Origin of the sequence: Serratia sp. SA088 (genome assembly GCF_049065515.1) — a bacterium.
GTDB classification, from domain to species: Bacteria; Pseudomonadota; Gammaproteobacteria; order Enterobacterales; family Enterobacteriaceae; genus Serratia; species Serratia nematodiphila.
Map to the genome: position 1 here is coordinate 44,206 of NZ_JBAKGW010000011.1, position 17,832 is coordinate 62,037.

21 protein-coding genes and 1 riboswitch are annotated in these 17,832 nt (G+C 63.5%); of the genes, 15 read left to right on the top strand and 6 right to left on the bottom strand.

The annotated features are described in order from the left end of the window. Positions 1-3: 3 nt before the first annotated feature. The 13 genes from ACOWVD_RS22305 (at position 4) to gutQ (ending at position 12,490) form a co-directional block, all read left to right on the top strand. Positions 4-1,020 carry a Zn-dependent oxidoreductase gene (locus tag ACOWVD_RS22305; protein WP_164095207.1) on the top strand — a complete coding sequence of 339 codons (1,017 nt, stop codon included), beginning with the start codon at positions 4-6 and terminating at the stop codon, positions 1,018-1,020. A 91-nt stretch (positions 1,021-1,111) separates the two neighbouring features. After that, complete coding sequence (locus ACOWVD_RS22310; RefSeq protein ID WP_015378745.1) at positions 1,112-2,401, top strand: MFS transporter; 1,290 nt, start codon at positions 1,112-1,114, stop codon at positions 2,399-2,401. A gap of 52 nt (positions 2,402-2,453) precedes the next feature. Beyond that, positions 2,454-3,959 carry a mannitol dehydrogenase family protein gene (locus ACOWVD_RS22315; protein WP_075684610.1) on the top strand — a complete coding sequence of 502 codons (1,506 nt, stop codon included), beginning with the start codon at positions 2,454-2,456 and terminating at the stop codon, positions 3,957-3,959. Next, positions 3,940-5,271, top strand: a complete 1,332-nt coding sequence (locus tag ACOWVD_RS22320; RefSeq protein WP_048325252.1) for an MFS transporter — start codon at positions 3,940-3,942, stop codon at positions 5,269-5,271. The genes ACOWVD_RS22315 and ACOWVD_RS22320 overlap by 20 nt, the downstream gene beginning before the upstream one ends. A 98-nt stretch (positions 5,272-5,369) precedes the next feature. After that, complete coding sequence (locus ACOWVD_RS22325; RefSeq protein WP_004941533.1) at positions 5,370-6,056, top strand: GntR family transcriptional regulator; 687 nt, start codon at positions 5,370-5,372, stop codon at positions 6,054-6,056. Positions 6,057-6,261: 205 nt separating this feature from the next. After that, a complete protein-coding gene (gene fbaB / locus ACOWVD_RS22330; protein WP_015378749.1) occupies positions 6,262-7,311 on the top strand; it encodes a class I fructose-bisphosphate aldolase in 1,050 nt (349 codons plus the stop codon). 236 nt (positions 7,312-7,547) lie between these two features. Then, positions 7,548-8,096: a PTS glucitol/sorbitol transporter subunit IIC gene (gene srlA / locus ACOWVD_RS22335; RefSeq protein ID WP_004941528.1), complete on the top strand. Its 549-nt coding sequence runs from the start codon at positions 7,548-7,550 to the stop codon at positions 8,094-8,096. A 15-nt stretch (positions 8,097-8,111) separates the two neighbouring features. Next, positions 8,112-9,092 carry a PTS glucitol/sorbitol transporter subunit IIB gene (srlE, locus tag ACOWVD_RS22340; protein ID WP_015378750.1) on the top strand — a complete coding sequence of 327 codons (981 nt, stop codon included), beginning with the start codon at positions 8,112-8,114 and terminating at the stop codon, positions 9,090-9,092. Between the two features lie 22 nt (positions 9,093-9,114). Further along, a complete protein-coding gene (gene srlB / locus ACOWVD_RS22345) occupies positions 9,115-9,477 on the top strand; it encodes a PTS glucitol/sorbitol transporter subunit IIA (RefSeq protein WP_004941520.1) in 363 nt (120 codons plus the stop codon). A gap of 10 nt (positions 9,478-9,487) precedes the next feature. Next, positions 9,488-10,267, top strand: coding sequence for a sorbitol-6-phosphate dehydrogenase (gene srlD / locus ACOWVD_RS22350; protein ID WP_015378751.1), 780 nt, complete (start codon positions 9,488-9,490; stop codon positions 10,265-10,267). A 45-nt stretch (positions 10,268-10,312) separates the two neighbouring features. Then, the gene (gene gutM, locus ACOWVD_RS22355) at positions 10,313-10,669 is read left to right on the top strand and encodes a transcriptional regulator GutM (RefSeq protein ID WP_033632369.1); all 357 of its coding nucleotides are present in this window, start codon (positions 10,313-10,315) and stop codon (positions 10,667-10,669) included. A gap of 83 nt (positions 10,670-10,752) precedes the next feature. Beyond that, positions 10,753-11,526, top strand: coding sequence for a glucitol operon DNA-binding transcriptional repressor SrlR (gene srlR, locus ACOWVD_RS22360; protein WP_015378752.1), 774 nt, complete (start codon positions 10,753-10,755; stop codon positions 11,524-11,526). Further along, positions 11,519-12,490, top strand: coding sequence for an arabinose-5-phosphate isomerase GutQ (gutQ, locus tag ACOWVD_RS22365; RefSeq protein WP_049239894.1), 972 nt, complete (start codon positions 11,519-11,521; stop codon positions 12,488-12,490). Before srlR ends, gutQ begins: the two co-directional genes overlap by 8 nt. 39 nt (positions 12,491-12,529) lie before the next feature. Here gutQ and ACOWVD_RS22370 read toward each other — a convergent pair whose 3' ends face one another. The 3 genes from ACOWVD_RS22370 to thiM form a co-directional block, all read right to left on the bottom strand. Next, positions 12,530-12,988 (bottom strand): Ivy family c-type lysozyme inhibitor, encoded by a 459-nt coding sequence (locus tag ACOWVD_RS22370; protein WP_197799206.1) that lies wholly within the window; start codon positions 12,986-12,988, stop codon positions 12,530-12,532. An 84-nt stretch (positions 12,989-13,072) separates the two neighbouring features. Beyond that, on the bottom strand, positions 13,073-13,873 hold the full coding sequence (gene thiD, locus ACOWVD_RS22375) for a bifunctional hydroxymethylpyrimidine kinase/phosphomethylpyrimidine kinase (RefSeq protein ID WP_197843102.1): 801 nt from the start codon (positions 13,871-13,873) through the stop codon (positions 13,073-13,075). Then, complete coding sequence (gene thiM, locus ACOWVD_RS22380) at positions 13,873-14,664, bottom strand: hydroxyethylthiazole kinase (protein WP_049239897.1); 792 nt, start codon at positions 14,662-14,664, stop codon at positions 13,873-13,875. The genes thiD and thiM overlap by 1 nt, the downstream gene beginning before the upstream one ends. 35 nt (positions 14,665-14,699) lie before the next feature. Next, positions 14,700-14,796: riboswitch (TPP riboswitch) on the bottom strand. A 142-nt stretch (positions 14,797-14,938) separates the two neighbouring features. Here thiM and ACOWVD_RS22385 point away from each other — a divergent pair. Then, positions 14,939-15,364 carry a GNAT family N-acetyltransferase gene (locus tag ACOWVD_RS22385; RefSeq protein ID WP_004941487.1) on the top strand — a complete coding sequence of 142 codons (426 nt, stop codon included), beginning with the start codon at positions 14,939-14,941 and terminating at the stop codon, positions 15,362-15,364. On the opposite strand, the gene ACOWVD_RS22390 is transcribed toward ACOWVD_RS22385, so the two are convergent. Beyond that, the gene (locus tag ACOWVD_RS22390; protein ID WP_197800383.1) at positions 15,361-16,584 is read right to left on the bottom strand and encodes an MFS transporter; all 1,224 of its coding nucleotides are present in this window, start codon (positions 16,582-16,584) and stop codon (positions 15,361-15,363) included. The genes ACOWVD_RS22385 and ACOWVD_RS22390 overlap by 4 nt on opposite strands. 95 nt (positions 16,585-16,679) lie before the next feature. Between ACOWVD_RS22390 and ACOWVD_RS22395 the strand changes: the two genes are divergently transcribed. Beyond that, positions 16,680-17,129, top strand: coding sequence for a winged helix-turn-helix transcriptional regulator (locus ACOWVD_RS22395; protein WP_072627200.1), 450 nt, complete (start codon positions 16,680-16,682; stop codon positions 17,127-17,129). A 6-nt stretch (positions 17,130-17,135) separates the two neighbouring features. Here the strand turns inward: ACOWVD_RS22395 and ACOWVD_RS22400 are convergent, their stop codons facing one another. Both ACOWVD_RS22400 and ACOWVD_RS22405 read right to left on the bottom strand, forming a co-directional pair. Then, on the bottom strand, positions 17,136-17,396 hold the full coding sequence (locus tag ACOWVD_RS22400; RefSeq protein WP_033632357.1) for a DUF1158 family protein: 261 nt from the start codon (positions 17,394-17,396) through the stop codon (positions 17,136-17,138). A 55-nt stretch (positions 17,397-17,451) separates the two neighbouring features. Further along, entirely contained in the window at positions 17,452-17,832 is a 381-nt protein-coding gene (locus ACOWVD_RS22405) for a putative T6SS immunity periplasmic lipoprotein (RefSeq protein WP_033648952.1), read from the bottom strand.

Sequence of the window (17,832 nt, forward strand, 5' to 3'; positions counted from 1 at the left end):
ACCATGCGCAGCGTCGTGATCGAGCAGCCCGGGCGCCTGGCGCTGCAGACGCGCGCACTGCCGCAGCCGGCGGCCGGCGAGGTGCGGGTCAAGGTGAAATTCGCCGGCATCTGCGGCTCCGACGTCCATATCTATCACGGCCATAACCCGTTCGCCCGCTATCCGCGTGTGATCGGCCACGAGTTCTTCGGCCTGATCGATGCGCTGGGCGAAGGCGTCGATCCGGCGCGCCTCGGCGAACGCGTCTCGGTAGACCCGGTGGTGAGCTGCGGCCACTGCTATCCCTGTTCGGTCGGCCGCCCCAACGTCTGCACCTCGCTGCAGGTGATCGGCGTGCACCGCGACGGCGGCTTCAGCGACTATGCCTGCGTGCCGGCGCGCAACGCCTATCCGGTTCCGCCGGCCATCAGCGATCGCCACGCCGCGATGATCGAACCCTTCAGCATCGCCGCCAACATTACCGCCCATCTGCAACCGCGCCCCGACGACATCGCGCTGATCTACGGCGCCGGGCCGATGGGGCTCACGGTGATCCAGACGCTGAAAGGGGTGTACGGCGTCAGGCAGGTGTGGGTCGTCGATCGCATCGCCGAGCGGCTGGAGATGGCGCGCGCCAACGGCGCCGACCAAACATTCAACAACGCCGAGGCCGCATTGCCGCAGGCGCTGCAGCAGCGCGGCGTTCAGCCGACGCTGATCGTCGATGCCGCCTGCCACCCCACCATTTTACCGGAGGCGATCGCGCTGGCTTCGCCGGCGGCGCGCATCGGCATCATGGGCTTTTCCGGCGACGCCTGCACCCTGACCCAGCAGAGCATCACCAGCAAGGAGCTGTCGATCTTCTCCTCGCGCCTGAACAGCGCGCGCTTTCCGCAGGTGATCGCCTGGATGGCGGACGGCAAGCTAGACCCGCAGCGGCTACTCACCCACTGCGTGCCCGCCGACGACGTCGAACGGGCGATGCAGATGTTCGAGCGGGATCAGCGCACCTGCTGCAAGGTGCTGCTGCAGTTCGAGTAACGCCAAGGCGGCATCGGGGCATTGGGCGGCGCCCGCCGCCCGTGCAAACAATGAAGCATCACGATTAAAACGACACCCAGTGGAGCGCTTTATGTTTAAAAACCTGCGTTGGACCATCGTGTTCCTGCTGTTCATGGTCTACATGATCAACTACCTCGACCGCGTGGCGCTGTCGATCACCGTGCCGATGATCGAACAGGATCTGATGCTGAACGCCGAACAGTTCGGTCTGATCTTCGGCAGCTTCTTCTTCGGCTACGCCATTTTCAACTTCGTCGGCGGGCTGGCGGTCGACCGCTTCGGCCCGACGCTGGTGCTGGGCGTGGCGGTCGGCCTGTGGTCCATCTTCTGCGGCATGACGGCGATCGCCACCGGTTTTTACTCAATGCTGATCCTGCGCGTCCTGTTCGGCATGGCCGAAGGGCCGATCTGCGCCTCGGCCAACAAGATGATCAACGGCTGGTTCCCGAAGAAACAGGCGGCGACCGCCGTGGGCCTGCTCAGCGCCGGTTCGCCGTTGGGCGGCGCGGTGGCCGGGCCGATCGTCGGCTATCTGGCGCTGGCGTTCGGCTGGCGGCCGGCGTTTATGATTATCTGCGCCATCGGCATCGTCTGGATGCTGGTGTGGTTCTTCGTGGTGGCGGATAACCCGGCGAAAAGCCAACGCGTCAGCAACGAAGAACGGGCGCTGATCGCACGGTTGAAACAGGAAAATCTCGGCGAGGAAAGCGCCTTGAGCGACGCCCCGCACGGGCTGGGCTACTACCTGAAGCAGCCGATCATTCTGGTCACCGCCTTCGCCTTCTTCTGCTACAACTACATCCTGTTCTTCTTCCTGAGCTGGTTCCCCTCGTATCTGGTGCAGGCACACAACCTGAACATCAAAGAGATGAGCCTGACCACGATGATCCCGTGGATCGTCGGCTTCGTCGGGCTGGCGCTCGGCGGCTATATTTCCGACAAGATCTTCAACATCACCGGCAAATTGCTGCTGTCGCGCAAGATCGTGCTGGTCACCAGCCTGCTGGCGGCGGCGGTGTGCGTGGCGTTGGCGGGCACCGTCAGCAGCGTGGTGCCGGCGGTGATGCTGATGTCGGTGTCGATCTTCTTCCTCTACATTACCGGCGCTCTCTACTGGGCGATCATCCAGGACGTGGTGCATAAATCCCGGGTCGGCGGCGCCAGCGGGTTCATTCATTTGATCGGCAGCGTCTCCGGCATCATCGGGCCGATCGCCACCGGCTACATCGTGCAGAACACCGGCAAATTCGACAGCGCCTTTATGCTGGCGGGCGGCGTCGCCGCGCTGGGCGCGCTGCTGGTGCTGCTGGTGATCAAGGCGCCGCGCGCAACGGCGGGCGTGCAAATCTTAAAACCCTAACGCCAGACGGGGCGGCTTCGCCCCTTTGCTTACCTCTCCAGGGACATTGAACATGAGACTTTCCGACCACAGCGCGCTGCCGGCCGCCGTTATCCGGCCCGGCTACGCACGTGAGCGCGTGAAACCGCGCATGGCGCATATCGGCTTCGGCGCGTTTCACCGCGCGCACCAGGCGATGTACGCCGACAGGCTGGCCAGCGAGCACGGCAGTGACTGGGGCTACTGCGAAATCAGCATGCAGCACGGCCGGCAAAAGATCGCCGATCTACGGCAACAGGACCTGCTGTTCTCGGTGGCGGAGATGGACGACGACGGTTGGCGGGGCCGGGTCATCGGCGTGGTGCGCCAGGCGCTGCACCTGCAAACCGACGGGTTGGCGGCGGTGCTGGCGGCCCTGACGCAGCCCGAGATCGCCATCGTCTCGCTGAGCATCAGCGAAAAGGGCTATTGCCACCACCCCGCCAGCGGCCGACTGATGGCGGAACACCCGGCGATCGCGCATGATATCGCCCACCCGGCACAGCCGCAGTCGGCGCCGGGGCTGCTGCTGGCGGCGCTGCGCCTGCGCCGTGAACGCGGGCTGCCGCCGTTCGCCGTGATGTCCTGCGATAACATGCCGGCCAACGGCCGGGTCACGCGCCAGGTGCTGGTCGAACTGGCGCAGCGGCAGGATCCGGCGCTGGCCGACTGGGTGCGTCAAGAGGTCGCCTTCCCTTCCACCATGGTGGATCGCATCGTGCCGGCGGTAACGCCGGAGGCCCGCCGGCAGTTGCGCACCTGGCTGGGCGGCGTCGAAGATGAGGTCGGCGTAGCCTGCGAGCCGTTCAGCCAGTGGGTCATTGAAGATCGATTTCCCCAGGGGCGCCCGGCCTGGGACAAGGTCGGCGCCGAACTGGTGAGCGACGTGCTGCCGTACGAGGAGATGAAGCTGCGCATGCTGAACGGCAGCCATTCGTTTCTCGCCTACCTCGGCTACCTGGCCGGTTATCAGCACATCGGCGACTGCATGCAGGATGCGGATTTTGTCCGCGCCGCCCGTCACCTGATGCTGGCGGAACAGGCGCCGACCCTGCAGGTGCCGAACGTCGATTTGGCGCAGTATGCCGACTCGCTGCTGCAGCGTTACCGCAATCGCGCGTTGAAACACCGCACCGCGCAGATCGCCATGGACGGCACGCAGAAGCTGCCGCAACGGCTGCTGGACGCGATCCGCTGGCATCTGGCGCGCGGCAGCCGCTTCGACTGCCTGGCGCTGGGCGTCGCCGGCTGGATGCGCTACGTCGGCGGCCGCGATGAACAAGGCGAGCCGATCGCCATCAGCGATCCGCTGCGCGAGCGCCTCGCCGCGTTGGTCGCCGGCAGCGAGGAAGGCCGGCCCCGCGTCCTGGCGCTGCTGCAACTCGACAGCGTCTTCGGCCGCGATCTGCCCGATTCGCCTGACTTCGTCCACGCCGTCAGCCACGCTTATCACCAACTGCTGAGCCTGGGGGCCAAAGCCACCGTCGCCGCTCTGCCGCTTACCGACCGGGAGGTTTCCGATGACCGTCACCACGCATAACGCCGTCAATACCGGCAATCAACCGCTGCTGCGGCGCGTCGCCAGCGCGTCGGCCATCGGCACCGCCGCCGAATACTATGATTTCTTCGCCTACGGCACCGCCGCGGTGCTGTTCTTCGGCCAGCTGTTTTTCCCCAGCGCCGATCCGCTGATCAGCACGCTGGCGGCCTTTGCCACCTACGCGGTCGGTTTCCTGGCGCGCCCGCTGGGCGGCATCGTGTTCGGCCATATCGGCGACAAAGTCGGCCGCAAGAAGGCGCTGGTGATCACCATCCTGATCGTCGGCCTCGGCACCTTTTGCATCGGCCTGCTGCCTACCTATGAGCAGATCGGCATCTGGGCGCCGATCGCGCTGATCTTTATCCGCGTGCTGCAGGGCTTCGGCGTCGGCGGCGAACAGGCCGGCGCGGTGCTGATGACCGCCGAATACGCGCCGCCGCCGCGGCGCGGTTTCTACGCCAGCTGGGTGCAGATCGGCGCGCCGGCCGGTTTCCTGCTGCCGTCCGGGCTGTTCGCGCTGCTGACCGCCGTGCTGTCGCCGGCGCAGATGCTGGACTGGGGCTGGCGCATTCCGTTCCTGCTCAGCCTGCTGCTGGTGCTGGTCGGGCTGTTTATTCGCCTGAAGATCGACGAGTCGCCGGTGTTTACCCAAATCCGCGCCACCAAAGCGGTGGAGAGCCGGCCGGTGGTGGAAGTGGCCCGCCGCTATCCCGGCCTTATCGCCAAAGGGGTGTGCGCCAAGCTGATCGAAGCCTGCGCCTTCGCCATGTTCACCGTGATCGTGCTGGCCTACGGCAAGGCCAACCACCTCAACGAAAGCATTTTGCTGGAGGCGATGATCGTGGCGGTGCTGCTGGAGATTTTCGCTATTCCGCTGATGGGCCGCCTCTCCGATCGGCTGGGGCGCAAACCGGTTTACATCGCCGGCGCGCTGCTGCAGGTGGTGTGCATCGTGCCGTTCTTTATGGCGATCAACCTCGATAATTTCTGGGTGACGCAGATCGCCATGATCGTGGTGCTGACCTTCGGCCACAGCATGTGCTACGCGCCGCAGGCCTCCTACTTCCCGGAGCTGTTCCCCACCCGCGTGCGCTGCAGCGGCATCGCGCTGATCTGGCAGATCGGCTCGCTGATCGGCAGCGGCATTCTCGGGCTGCTGGCGGTGAAGATCCTGCAGGTGACCGGCGGCCATTACTACGGGCTGGCCGGTTACATGATGGTGCTGGGCGTGGTGTCGGCCCTCGGCCTGAGCCTGATGCCGGAAACCGCGCCAGAGCGGCGCAAGCAGGAATATCAGGATTGGCATCACTGAGTTCCCCTGCCTGGCGGGTGGATTTATCCCCCCGCCCTCAACCAATAATCTGCTAGTATGGTGGCATTCGAACTCCAGCCAGATGCCTGATTGTCGCCATGTCTGAAACGTACAGTCTCACCAACAACGTCCCGGTCAACCAGCAGATCTATCGCTTCCTGCGCAAAGATATCGTCGATTGCACCATCCCCCCCGGCACCCTGCTGTCCGAGAAAGAGATCTCCACCCGCTTTTGCGTTTCGCGCCAGCCGGTGCGCGAAGCCTTCATCAAGCTGGCGGAGGCCGGCCTGGTGCAGATCCTGCCGCAGCGCGGCACCTTCGTGATGAAGATTTCCGCCAAGCGCGTGGCCGACGGGCGCTTTATCCGTCAGGCGGTGGAATGCGCCATCGTGCGCCGCGCGGCCGAGCGCGCCACTCCGGCGCAGCTGATGACGCTGGAGCATAACCTGCACCGTCAAGAGCTGGCGGCGCAGAACGGGCAAACGCGCGAATTTTTGGCGTTGGACGACGAGTTCCACCAGCTGCTGACCCAGTTTGCCGACTGCCCGCTGGCGTGGGAGACCATCGAAACCATCAAGGCCACCATGGATCGGGTGCGTTTCCTCAGCCTGAGCGAAGTCTCGCCGCCGGAGAGCCTGATCAAGCAGCACTACCGCATCTACGAAGCGCTGAAAGCGCGCGATGCCGAGGCGGCGGAGCGCGCCATCCACGATCATCTGCAGGAGATGATCTACTCCATCACCCCGATCGCTCAACAGAATACCGCGTGGTTCGAGATCGAATAATCAACCGCTTAGCGCGCCGGGGGCGATCGCCCCCGCGTATTTGTCCACGCAAATGGCATTTCCTCTCAATCGCATCTATTGTTTGTCCTTGCCGGAGCAAGTTCGGTAGCATCGCTTTACAGCTTCAATCACCGCTTTTTACTGCGCCGGTGGTCAAAAACCCTTGCATTGCCGGTGTATGAAGAAGCTTAATCGGGAGTGAATCATGACTGATATTGTGCAGTTGCTAGGAAAGGAAGCGGAAGATCTGCTGCAACACCGCTGTACCACTATCCCCGCCGAGAATCTCTACCTGCCGGGCGCCGACTTCGTCGACCGCGTAATGATCGATAACAACCGCCCCAACAGCGTGCTGCGTTCGATGCAAACCCTGTTCAACCACGGCCGCCTGGGCGGCACCGGTTATCTGTCTATCCTGCCGGTCGACCAAGGCATCGAGCACTCCGCCGCCGCCTCGTTCGCCGCCAACCCGCTGTATTTCGATCCGAAGAACATCGTCGAGCTGGCGATTGAAGCCGGCTGTAACTGCGTCGCCTCCACCTACGGCGTGCTGGCGTCGGTATCGCGCCGCTATGCGCATAAAATTCCGTTCCTGGTCAAACTCAACCACAACGAAACGCTGAGCTATCCGACCCAGTACGACCAGACCCTGTACGCCAGCGTCGAGCAGGCGTTCAACATGGGGGCAGTGGCGGTCGGCGCCACCATTTACTTTGGTTCAGAGCAGTCGCGCCGCCAGATCGAAGAGATCTCTATCGCCTTTGAGCGCGCGCATGAGCTGGGCATGGTCACCGTGCTGTGGGCCTATCTGCGCAACCCGGCGTTCAACAAAGACGGCGTGGACTACCACTCCAGCGCCGATCTGACCGGCCAGGCCAACCACATCGCCGCCACCATCGGCGCCGACATCGTCAAACAGAAAATGGCGGAAAACAACGGCGGCTACCGCGCGGTGAAATTCGGCTATACCGACGACCGCGTCTACACCAAGCTGACCACCGATCACCCGATCGATCTGGTGCGCTACCAGCTGGCCAACTGCTACATGGGCCGCGCCGGGCTGATCAACTCCGGCGGCGCCGCCGGTGAGAACGATCTGCAGGAATCGGTGCGCACCGCGGTGATCAACAAACGCGCCGGCGGCATGGGCCTGATCCTGGGGCGTAAAGCCTTCAAGAAATCGATGAAAGACGGCGTGGCGCTGATCAACGCCGTGCAAGATGCCTATCTGGACAAGAAGGTCACCATCGCCTGATGTGACGGACCGCCTGTCCCAAAGCCCGGTTCGCCGGGCTTTTTTGTGCCCGTTCCCCTTAACCCGACGCTGCCAACCTTCTCTTTCTTTCACTTTAAACTTTCAAAATAAAATATTTATCTTTCAAATTGTGATCTATTTAAAACAAATAGCCCAACAAAGTGACTACTGTAAGGCCCATGGCGACAGAGCCGCCGTTCGCTCCAGGCCATAACAGTCCATTACAGGAGAACATAATGATTGAGCTAATCACCCACGGCGCCGAGTGGTTTATCGGCCTGTTTCAGAAAGGCGGTGAAGTGTTTGTCGGCATGGTGACCGGCATTTTGCCTTTGTTGATCAGCCTGTTGGTTATCATGAACGCGCTGATCAAATTTGTTGGCCAGGAACGTATCGAACGATTGGCGCAGCGCTGCGCGGGCAACCCCGTCTCGCGTTATCTGCTGCTGCCGCTGATTGGCACCTTTGTCTTCTGCAACCCGATGACCCTCAGCCTGGGGCGCTTCATGCCGGAGAAATACAAGCCGAGCTACTACGCGGCGGCCTCCTACAGCTGCCACTCGATGAACGGCCTGTTTCCACATATCAACCCCGGCGAGCTGTTCGTTTACCTCGGCATCGCCAGCGGCCTGACCACCCTCGGCCTGCCGCTCGGCCCGCTGGCGGTGAGCTATTTCCTGGTGGGGCTGTTCACCAACTTCTTCCGCGGCTGGGTTACCGATCTCACCACCAGCCTGTTCGAACGCAAGATGGGCATCCGTCTGGATCGCCAGGTGCAACTTTAATTCGTGGAGTGCAGCATGAGTGCTTATATCCGTATTGAAAAAGGCGCCAGCGGCTGGGGCGGCCCCCTGGAACTGCCGATCGAACCCGGCAAAAAAGTGGTGTACATCACCGCCGGCACCCGGCCTTCCATCGTCGATCGCCTCAGCGAATTGACCGGCTGGCCGGCCGTCGACGGTTTCAAAGAGGGCGAGCCGCCGGCGGAAGAGATCGGCGTGGCGGTGATCGACTGCGGCGGCACCCTGCGCTGCGGCCTGTACCCGAAACGCCGCATTCCGACGGTCAATATCCATGCCACCGGTCAGTCCGGCCCGCTGGCGCAGTTTATCCTCGAAGACATCTATGTCTCCGGCGTGCGCGACCACAACATCAACCGAATCGAAGCGGCAGATAGCCAACCCGCCGCCGCCGTTGCCGCGCCGCCCAAGGCGCGCGACTACGACACCAGCAAGAAGATCACCGAGCAAAGCGACGGGCTGCTGGCGAAGGTCGGCATGGGCATGGGATCGGTGGTGGCGGTGTTCTTCCAGGCCGGGCGCGACACTATCGACACCGTGCTGAAGACCATTCTGCCGTTTATGGCATTCGTCTCGGCCTTGATCGGCATCATCATGGCCTCCGGCCTCGGGGACTTTATCGCTCACGGCCTGACGCCGCTGGCCAACAGCCCGATCGGCCTGGTGACGCTGGCGCTGATCTGTTCATTCCCGCTGCTGTCGCCGTTCCTCGGCCCCGGCGCGGTCATCGCCCAGGTGATCGGCGTGCTGGTCGGGGTGCAGATCGGCCTTGGCCATATTCCGCCGCAGCTGGCGCTGCCCGCGCTGTTCGCCATCAACGCGCAGGCCGCCTGCGACTTTATTCCGGTCGGCCTGTCGCTGGCGGAAGCCAAACAGGACACCGTGCGGGTCGGCGTACCTTCAGTGCTGGTTGGCCGCTTCCTGACCGGCGCGCCGACGGTCCTGATCGCCTGGGCCGCCTCGGCCTTCATTTATCAATAATGTGATCCCCAGGGAGACGTTTATGCACACCATTTTTCACACCACCATCACGCAGATCGGCGGCTGCGCCCGCGACGCGTTGCTGGACAACATGCTGATCACCTTCCGTGAAGGCGCCCCGGCGGATATCGAAGAGTTCTGCTTCATCCACCGCCACGGCGCAACCGCCGGCGAGCTGCAGGTGGGCGGCGTGATGGAACTGGCGCAGCAGCGCTACGCCATCACCGCCGTCGGCAGCGTCGCCACGCAGAATCTGCGCGAGCTGGGCCATATCACCGTGCGCTTCGACGGCGAAGCCGAAGCCGAATTTCCCGGCTCGATCCACGTATCCGGCCCGACGCCGACCGATATCCCGTTGGGCAGCACGCTGTCATTTATCGCATAAGGAGTAGACCATGTCTGAAGTAGCTGTAGTGATTGGCGGCGGCCAAACGTTAGGCGCCTTTTTGAGCCACGGGCTGGCGCAGGCCGGTTATCGGGTGGCGGTGGCCGATCTGAACGCCGACAATGCCAGTCTGGTGGCACAGCAGATCAACGAAGAGTACGGCACAGGCAGCGCCTGCGGTTTTCAGGCCGACGCCACCGACGAGCAGAGCGTGATCGCGCTGGCGGCGGCGGTTGACCGGGCGTTCGGCCAGGCCAACCTGCTGGTGTACAGCGCCGGCATCGCCAAGGCGGCGCCGATCACCGATTTCCCGCTGGGCGACTTCGACCGCTCGCTGCAGGTGAACCTGGTGGGCTATTTCCTCTGCGCCCGCGAGTTCTCGCGCCTGATGATCCGCGACGGCATCGCCGGGCGCATCATCCAGATCAACTCCAAGTCCGGCAAGGTCGGCAGCAAGCACAACTCCGGCTACAGCGCCGCCAAGTTCGGCGGCGTGGGGCTGACGCAGTCGCTGGCGCTCGATCTGGCGGAGTACGGCATCACCGTGCATTCGCTGATGCTCGGCAACCTGCTGAAGTCGCCGATGTTCCAGTCGCTGCTGCCGCAGTACGCGCAAAAACTGGGCATCGCGCCGGATCAGGTGGAGCAGTACTACATCGACAAGGTGCCGCTGAAGCGCGGCTGCGACTACCAGGATGTGCTGAACACCCTGCTGTTCTACGCCAGCGACAAGGCCTCTTACTGCACCGGCCAATCGATCAACATCACCGGCGGCCAGGTGATGTTCTGACGCCAATCGATGCCCCCTTCAGCAGAGGGGGCTAAGGAGAACGCCATGACACAAGCTTTGATCGCCTTCGCGCTGCTGGCCTGGCTGCTGCAAATCGCCTTCGGCTGGTGGCAACTGCAACGTTTCAACCGCGCCTTCGATGGTTTATGCCGGCTGGGCGCCGTGGGCGTCGGCCGTTCCGGTGGCCGTTTTCGCCCGCGAGTGGTGCTGGCGCTGGCCTTCGACGCCGATCGGCGGGTGTGCGGCAGCCTGTTGCTGCGCGGCCTGACCGTTTTCGCCCGGCCCCGCCCGCTGTCTCATTTACACGGATTGCATCAGCGGGATTTGCGCCCGGATGTGATCTTCCCCGAGGATCGCGCATGCCAGTCTGCACTATCGTTAGCGATTGAACCCAAATCGTGATATTTTCACATTAAAAGGCATTACCTTTCATAGTGAATTATTCAGCGAGGGAAAATGCCCCACTCTTGTGAACGGGAATCGCGATGAAACCAAAGCAGCGGCAGGCCGCTATCCTTGAATATCTGCAGCGGCATGGCAAAACGGCAGTGGACGCCCTGGCCGAGCATTTCTCCACCACCGGCACCACCATCCGCAAGGATCTCACCCTGCTGGAAGAAGAAGGCGAGGTGATCCGCACCTACGGCGGCGTGGTGCTCAGCCGCGACGACGGCGATCAGCCGATCGACCGCAAAACCCATATCAACACCGAGAAAAAACGCCAGATCGCCAGCGCCGCCGTGGCGCTGATCGCCGACGGCGACTCGCTGATCTTCGACGCCGGCAGTACGGTGCTGCAGATGGTGCCGCACCTGGCACAGTTCAACAACATCACGGTGATGACCAACAGCCTGACCATCGTCAACGCGCTGGTGGAGCTGGACAACGATCAGACCATCCTGATGCCCGGCGGCACCTACCGCAAGAAGTCGGCCTCGTTCCACGGCAGCCTGGCGGAATCGGCGTTTCAGCAATTCAGCTTCGACAAGCTGTTTATCGGCGCGGACGGCGTCGATCTCAACGCCGGCGTCACCACCTTCAACGAAGTGCACAACGTCAGCAAGGCGATGTGCGAAGCCGCCGGCCGCATTATTCTGTTGGTAGACTCCTCGAAATTCGGCCGCAAGAGCCCGAACGTGGTGTGCGAGCTCAGCGCCGTCGACACGCTGATCACCGACCGAGACATCAACCCCGATTACCTCGCCGCCCTGCAGGCGAAAGGCATCAATATCCTTCTGGTAGGAGATCCCGATGAGTAACGCCAACGCCCTGCTCGCCTTCGCCCGCGAAACGCTGGAGATCGAGCTGACCGAAGCGCAGCGCCTGCTGGCGCGCCTGGATGACAACTTCGTCTGCGCCTGCGAGCTGCTGCTGAACTGCCGCGGCAAAGCGGTGATTTCCGGCATCGGCAAGTCCGGCCATATCGGCAAGAAGATCGCCGCTTCGCTGGCCAGCACCGGCACGCCGTCGTTCTTCGTGCATCCGGCGGAGGCGCTGCACGGCGATCTCGGCATGATCGGCACCGACGACGTGGTGGTGTTCATCTCCTACTCCGGTCGCGCCAAAGAGCTGGATCTGATCCTGCCGCTGCTGGCGGAGAACGGCATTCCGGTGATCGCCATCACCGGCGGCAAAGAGTCGCCGCTGGCGCTGGCCGCCGCCTGCGTGCTGGATATCGGCGTTGAGCGCGAAGCCTGCCCGATGGGGCTGGCGCCGACCTCCAGCGCGGTCAACACCCTGATGATGGGCGACGCCCTGGCGATGGCGCTGATGCGCCAGCGCGGTTTCAACGCGGAAGACTTCGCCCGCTCGCACCCGGGCGGCAGCCTGGGGGCGCGCCTGCTGAACCGCGTGCATCACCTGATGCGCACCGGCGATCGCCTGCCGCGCGTGAGCGAAAGCGCCAACGTGATGGAGGCCATGCTGGAACTGAGCCGCACCGGACTGGGGTTGGTGGCGGTCTGCGACGCACAGCAGCGGGTGGTGGGCGTATTTACCGACGGCGACCTGCGCCGCTGGCTGGTGAAGGGCAATAGCCTGCAGGATCCGCTCAGCCCGGCGATCACCCGCCCCGGCTATCGGCTGCCGGAGCAGTGGCGCGCCGGAGAGGCGCTGGAAGCGCTGCACGAACAGCACATCAGCGCGGCCCCGGTGGTCAACATGGACGGCGTGCTGGTGGGGGCGCTCAACCTGCACGATCTGCATCAGGCCGGCATCGGCTGATCGGTGCCGGGGGCGCCGGCAGCGGCGCCCCCGGTCAGATTATTTCCAGTCGGGATTGTTCTCGAACTGCTGCTTCAGCAGCGCCTTCATGTCTTCATCCGGCTTGCCGAGCCACTGGTACCTGGCATACTTCTTCGGGTGATCGATGGCTTCCGGCCGATCTTCCACCTCGACCCGCACGCCCCAGGCCTGGGATTTATCCGCGCTGAACGCCACGATCAAAAAGTTGTTGCCGCAGTCGTGCGGCTTGCACAGGTTGCCGACTAGATACTCTTTGCCCTTCCAGTTCAGATTCTGCGCCGGCGTAGAGGTGCCGACGCCCTTGCGCGCCCAGCCCGGCATCCGCGCCTGGCCTTTGACCATGTTTTGCCAGCTGGCCTGATACCCCGGCTGCTGAATCAAATCCGACGTGGTGACGATCTGCTGGGCAAAGCTGCCCGCGCTGAAGCTGAGCAGTGCGCCGAAGAGGGCGCAACGCAGCGCCTGGTGTCCCGTCATAGTCCTTCTCCCTAGGTTAAATCAGGTTTCGCCCATAAAACCGGGCCTGAACTAGTCAGACCACGGTTGCGGCAAAAAGTTGGCTCACCACCAGGCGTGAAAATGATGCACCGGCCCAATGCCGTGCCCCACTTCCAGCGTATCCGCCTGTTGCAGCGCTTGTTGCAGGTAGTCCTTGGCGGCGGCCACCGTGGCCGCCCAGTCGGCATGGCGCGGGCGCAGCGCCGCCAGCGCGGCCGAGAGCGTGCAGCCGGTGCCATGGGTATGGCGGGTGGCGACGCGCGGCGCGGTAAAGCGCTGCTCGCCTTCGGCGGTGAACAGCCAGTCCGGGCTCTCGCTTTCGCTCAGGTGGCCGCCCTTCATCAGCACCGCCCGGCAGCCCATCGCCAGCAGCGCCCGCCCCTGCTCGCGCATCTGCGCTTCATCTTCCGCCGGCGGGCACGCCAGCAGCGCCGCCGCTTCCGGCAAGTTCGGCGTAATGATCGACACCAGCGGCAACAGCTCGCGCCGGATAGACTCTACCGCCTCCGGCGCCAACAGCGGATCACCGCTTTTCGCCAGCATCACGGTATCCAGCACCACGAATTCCGGCCGGTAATGGCGCAGCCGTTCGGCCACCGCCTGCACGATGTCGGCGTTGGCCAGCATGCCGATCTTGACGCTGTCGATGCGCACGTCGCTGAACACCGAGTCCAGCTGCGCGGCGACGAACGCCGGATCGATGTAATACACCGACTGCACGCCGCGGGTATTCTGCGCCACCAGCGCGGTGATCACCGAAGTGCCGTAGGCGCCAAGCGCCGAGAAGGCCTTCAAATCGGCCTGAATGCCGGCGCCGCCGCTGGGATCGGTGCCGGCGATGGTCAGCGCGTTAATGCGGTTCATCACAGATCCTCCCCGCGCAGTTGATACAGGGCGTCGAGGAACGCCGGCGTAAAGCTGCCCGGCCCGGCGGCCTGCCTGGCCGCGAGGCCGCCGCAGTGGGACATCACCCGGCAGGCGGTCGCCACGTTGTCCAGGCGATCGCCCGGCAGGGCGCAAAACGCCGCCGCCACCGCCGACAGCGCACAGCCGGTGCCCACCACCCGCGTCATCAGCGGGGAGCCGCCTTCGATCGCCCAGTCGCGTTGGCCGTCGGTGACGTAATCCACCGCGCCGGTGACCGCCACCACCGCGCCGCTGCGCCGCGCCAGCTCACGCGCGGCGGGCAATGCCGCCAGGGAATCGTCGCCGCTGTCCACGCCGCGGCCGCTGGCCAGCAACCCGCTGAGCGCCATGATTTCCGAGGCGTTGCCGCGTATCGCCGCCGGTTTTTCGTCCAGCAGCTGTTTGGCGAAGGCGGTACGGTAGGAGAGCGCGCCGACCGCCACCGGATCCAGCGTCCAGGGCTTGCCGGCCTGATTGGCGGCGGCCACCGCCGCCCGCATCGATTCGGCGCGCAGCGCATTGAGGGTACCGACGTTGATCAGCAGGCCGTCGGCCAGCGCGCTGAACTGCGCCGCCTCTTGCGGCTCCACCACCATCGCCGGGGAGGCGCCGAGCGCCAGCAGCACGTTGGCGGTCAGCGACTGCACCACTTCGTTGGTCAGGCAGTGGATCAGCGGAGGCCGCTGTTGGAATTGGGTCAGGCAGGCCGCGGCGCGGGCGCCGGGTAGTGCATCAGGTCGAGCGATCATATTCCTCCCAACCGGCGTTCAAGAAGGCGGCGCCGGTTGAGCGGCCGTGACTTCCCTACGCTGGCATTATCCAGATCAGGTAATACGGGTATTTCTCAGCCTTCACGCGGAAGGGCACCCCGAGTCATGAAAATCAATAGGTTGTGATCAACGTTGCGTTAATCCCTGCAGGAGATCATGCCAGCGGCGGCGCGGACAAACAAGCGATTAAATTAGCCCTGCGGGCATGCGCTACACAATGCGCTATAGTGAGCAAAAACCACCGGGAGATGCCATGCAAATAAGACCTTACCAAGAGGCCGATCGCCCCTTCCTGCGCACGCTGTACCTGGCGTCGCGCAAGGCGGCGTTCGGTTGGCGCGATACCTCGAACTATCAGTTGGAAGATTTCGACCGCGCGACGCTGGGCGAAGCGATTTGGGTGGCGGAAGACGGCGGCGTGCTGCTGGGATTCGTCTCCATCTACCGCGAAGACAACTTCATTCATAACCTGTATGTCGATCCCCATCAGCCGCCGCGCGGCGTCGGCAGTGCGCTGCTGCAAGCGGCGCAAGCCACCTTCACCGCCACCGGCTCGCTGAAATGCCTGGTGAAAAATGAAAAAGCGCTGGCGTTCTACCGCAAACACGGCTGGCGCATCATCTCCACCGGCAACGACGGCGAAGAAGATTATTACCTGATGCATTCGCCGGCCCGCTAGTTCTTACCCGCCGCATCCGGCATCCGGCGCAGCGTCAGCCGCCAAAACAGCAACGCGCTCAGGCTGACGCCTGCCCCCAGCCCGCAGACGCCGCTCCAACCCGCCCAGGCGTACATATGGGTGCCGGCAAAGGCGCCCAGCCCGCTGCCGACGGCGTAAAACAGCATGTAGCAGCCCACCAGCCGGCTATGCGACTGCGGGTGGGCGCTGAAGATCATGCTCTGATTCAGCACGTGGATCGCCTGGCCCGCCAGATCCAGCAGCACAATGCCCGCCACCAGCCAAACCAGGCCGCTGCCGAGCAAACCGAGCGGCAGCCAGGCCAGCGTCAACAGCAGCAGACACGCGCCGCTGGCCACCTGCCCCAGCCCGCGATCCGCCAGATGCCCGGCGCGCACCGCCGCCAGCGCGCCCACCGCGCCGACCAGGCCGAACGCTCCCACCGCAGCATGGGTGAAGTTGAACGGCGGCCGGCTCAGCGGCAACACCAGCGAACTCCAAAAGAGGCTGAAAGCGCCGAACATCAGCAGCGCCAGCATGCCGCGAATTTGCAGCGTGCGGTCACGCCGCAACAGGCTCAGCATTGAACGCAGCAGCGCGGGATAACTCAGCGTGCTGGGCGCGGTGCGCGGCGCAGGCAGCAGGCGCGACAGGATCGGCAGCAGCACCAGCGTCACTCCGGCTGAGAAGAAGTACACCGTGCGCCAGCCGCCGACGTCCGCCAGCGTGCCGGAGAGAGTGCGCGCCAGCAACAGCCCCAGCACCACCCCGCCCTGCGCCGCGCCGACCACCCGCCCGCGCTCCTGCGGCGCCGCCAGGGCCGCGGCGAATGCGATCAGCCCCTGCGTCATGGCGGTGCCCAGTAGCCCCACCAGCAACATCCCCGCCAGCAGCCAGGGCGCGCTGTGCGCCCAGCCCACCAATAGCAGCGCGCCGATCAGCCCCAGCTGTTGCCCCGCCAGCAATCGATGCCGGTTCAACCGATCCCCCAGCGGCACCACCAACAGCAACGCCAGCGCGCAGCCCAACTGAGTCACGGTGATCACCATGCCGACCGCCGCCAGGCTGATGGAAAAATCGCGGGCGATGGCGTCCAGCAGCGGCTGCGCATAGTAAACGTTGGCCACGCTAAAGGCGCTGGCACCGGCCAACAGCAGCACCAGGGCGGCCGGCAGACGCCCCAGCGCCGCACAGGGAGGATCCAGCAGTTTGTCGCTCATCGCACACCTCAATCTGGTTTCATAATTAAACCCAATGAACTTTAGATGCGGAGGTTTTATAATGCAACCAGAATATGTCGCTGGAGATAAACGCAGTGAAACGTAAAAGCCTGGAAGACGCGCCCTGCCCGGTAGCGCGCACGCTGGATGTGATTGGCGACTGGTGGTCGCTGCTGATCGTGCGCGACGCCTTCGACGGCGTCACCCGTTTCAGCGAGTTTCAAAAAGGACTGGGGATGGCGAAGAACATTCTTGCCACCCGGCTGCGCGCCCTGGTGACGCACGGCGTGCTGGAGATCGTGCCCGCCGCGGACGGCAGCGCCTATCAGGAATATGTGCTGACCGAGAAAGGCCGCGCGCTGTTTCCGGTGATCGTCGGCCTGCGCCAGTGGGGAGAGGATCATCTGTTCGCCGAGGGAGAGGCGCATTCGACGCTGGTGGAAAGCGACAGCGGCCGCCCCGTGCCGCGCCTGACGCCGACCGGCAGCGCCGGGCAGACGCTCACCCCGCTGAATACCCGAGTGGTGAAGGTGGGGGAACGGTGATGAGAGTTAGTGGCGGAGCCCGCAGCTCACCCGCTGAAAAACCTGGCGGATAAAGAGCCATTCCAGACACCCGGCCAGCAGATAAACCGCGCCAAAAACGAGCGCACCAAACCATTCCGTATCGTTAAAATGGAAAAAACCACTGGCGTCAATCAGCCAAGCGGTTTGATTCTGGTTTAGCCTGGGTACAGGAAAAAGCTTTATTGTCAGCACAGCCAGCCCAACAACAGCCAATGCGTTAGCGAGCAACAGGGCAAGTTTTTTCATAGCCTTTCATTCTACAACCTAACGCAGTCCAACAAACTAAACCTAAGAACATGCGTTAATGGTTAACCCTCAGGTTGCCCCGTTCGTCGGAGACAACCATGAATGCGGCGGTAATCAAATGCGAACCTTCGGGTGTCTGTATATCGTAGGCGACGGAATAACGCTTCCCTGGCCGAAAAGCATAGTCGAATACCGGCATGCACCTCCCCGGCTCAACGAAGAAAACGTCATTATCGATAGCTTTAATGAGCTTATCGCCTGATTCGCTATAAATCTGAACGAAGCGAATATTATCCCCTGCCTTCATAGAAGAAAGAATGCAGACATGGTTATCTTTGGCAGTGACGACGGCGGGGAAGCGCGGAGTCAGCTTATCGCCAGGCCCCGGACAGCCGACCAGGAGGCAGGCCGTGAATAGAACCAAATATTTTTTCAT

What these genes read in the sequence shown, in the direction of transcription:
- srlA (WP_004941528.1), top strand. Translation starts at nt 7,548, where the DNA reads ATGATTGAGCTAATCACCCACGGCGCCGAGTGGTTTATCGGCCTGTTT.
- ACOWVD_RS22400 (WP_033632357.1), bottom strand. Translation starts at nt 17,396, where the DNA reads ATGAAAAAACTTGCCCTGTTGCTCGCTAACGCATTGGCTGTTGTTGGG.
- srlR (WP_015378752.1), top strand. Translation starts at nt 10,753, where the DNA reads ATGAAACCAAAGCAGCGGCAGGCCGCTATCCTTGAATATCTGCAGCGG.
- gutM (WP_033632369.1), top strand. Translation starts at nt 10,313, where the DNA reads ATGACACAAGCTTTGATCGCCTTCGCGCTGCTGGCCTGGCTGCTGCAA.
- ACOWVD_RS22310 (WP_015378745.1), top strand. Translation starts at nt 1,112, where the DNA reads ATGTTTAAAAACCTGCGTTGGACCATCGTGTTCCTGCTGTTCATGGTC.
- ACOWVD_RS22320 (WP_048325252.1), top strand. Translation starts at nt 3,940, where the DNA reads ATGACCGTCACCACGCATAACGCCGTCAATACCGGCAATCAACCGCTG.
- ACOWVD_RS22370 (WP_197799206.1), bottom strand. Translation starts at nt 12,988, where the DNA reads ATGACGGGACACCAGGCGCTGCGTTGCGCCCTCTTCGGCGCACTGCTC.
- ACOWVD_RS22385 (WP_004941487.1), top strand. Translation starts at nt 14,939, where the DNA reads ATGCAAATAAGACCTTACCAAGAGGCCGATCGCCCCTTCCTGCGCACG.
- ACOWVD_RS22405 (WP_033648952.1), bottom strand. Translation starts at nt 17,832, where the DNA reads ATGAAAAAATATTTGGTTCTATTCACGGCCTGCCTCCTGGTCGGCTGT.
- gutQ (WP_049239894.1), top strand. Translation starts at nt 11,519, where the DNA reads ATGAGTAACGCCAACGCCCTGCTCGCCTTCGCCCGCGAAACGCTGGAG.
- fbaB (WP_015378749.1), top strand. Translation starts at nt 6,262, where the DNA reads ATGACTGATATTGTGCAGTTGCTAGGAAAGGAAGCGGAAGATCTGCTG.
- ACOWVD_RS22325 (WP_004941533.1), top strand. Translation starts at nt 5,370, where the DNA reads ATGTCTGAAACGTACAGTCTCACCAACAACGTCCCGGTCAACCAGCAG.
- srlE (WP_015378750.1), top strand. Translation starts at nt 8,112, where the DNA reads ATGAGTGCTTATATCCGTATTGAAAAAGGCGCCAGCGGCTGGGGCGGC.
- thiD (WP_197843102.1), bottom strand. Translation starts at nt 13,873, where the DNA reads ATGAACCGCATTAACGCGCTGACCATCGCCGGCACCGATCCCAGCGGC.
- ACOWVD_RS22315 (WP_075684610.1), top strand. Translation starts at nt 2,454, where the DNA reads ATGAGACTTTCCGACCACAGCGCGCTGCCGGCCGCCGTTATCCGGCCC.
- ACOWVD_RS22390 (WP_197800383.1), bottom strand. Translation starts at nt 16,584, where the DNA reads ATGAGCGACAAACTGCTGGATCCTCCCTGTGCGGCGCTGGGGCGTCTG.
- srlD (WP_015378751.1), top strand. Translation starts at nt 9,488, where the DNA reads ATGTCTGAAGTAGCTGTAGTGATTGGCGGCGGCCAAACGTTAGGCGCC.
- thiM (WP_049239897.1), bottom strand. Translation starts at nt 14,664, where the DNA reads ATGATCGCTCGACCTGATGCACTACCCGGCGCCCGCGCCGCGGCCTGC.
- ACOWVD_RS22305 (WP_164095207.1), top strand. Translation starts at nt 4, where the DNA reads ATGCGCAGCGTCGTGATCGAGCAGCCCGGGCGCCTGGCGCTGCAGACG.
- srlB (WP_004941520.1), top strand. Translation starts at nt 9,115, where the DNA reads ATGCACACCATTTTTCACACCACCATCACGCAGATCGGCGGCTGCGCC.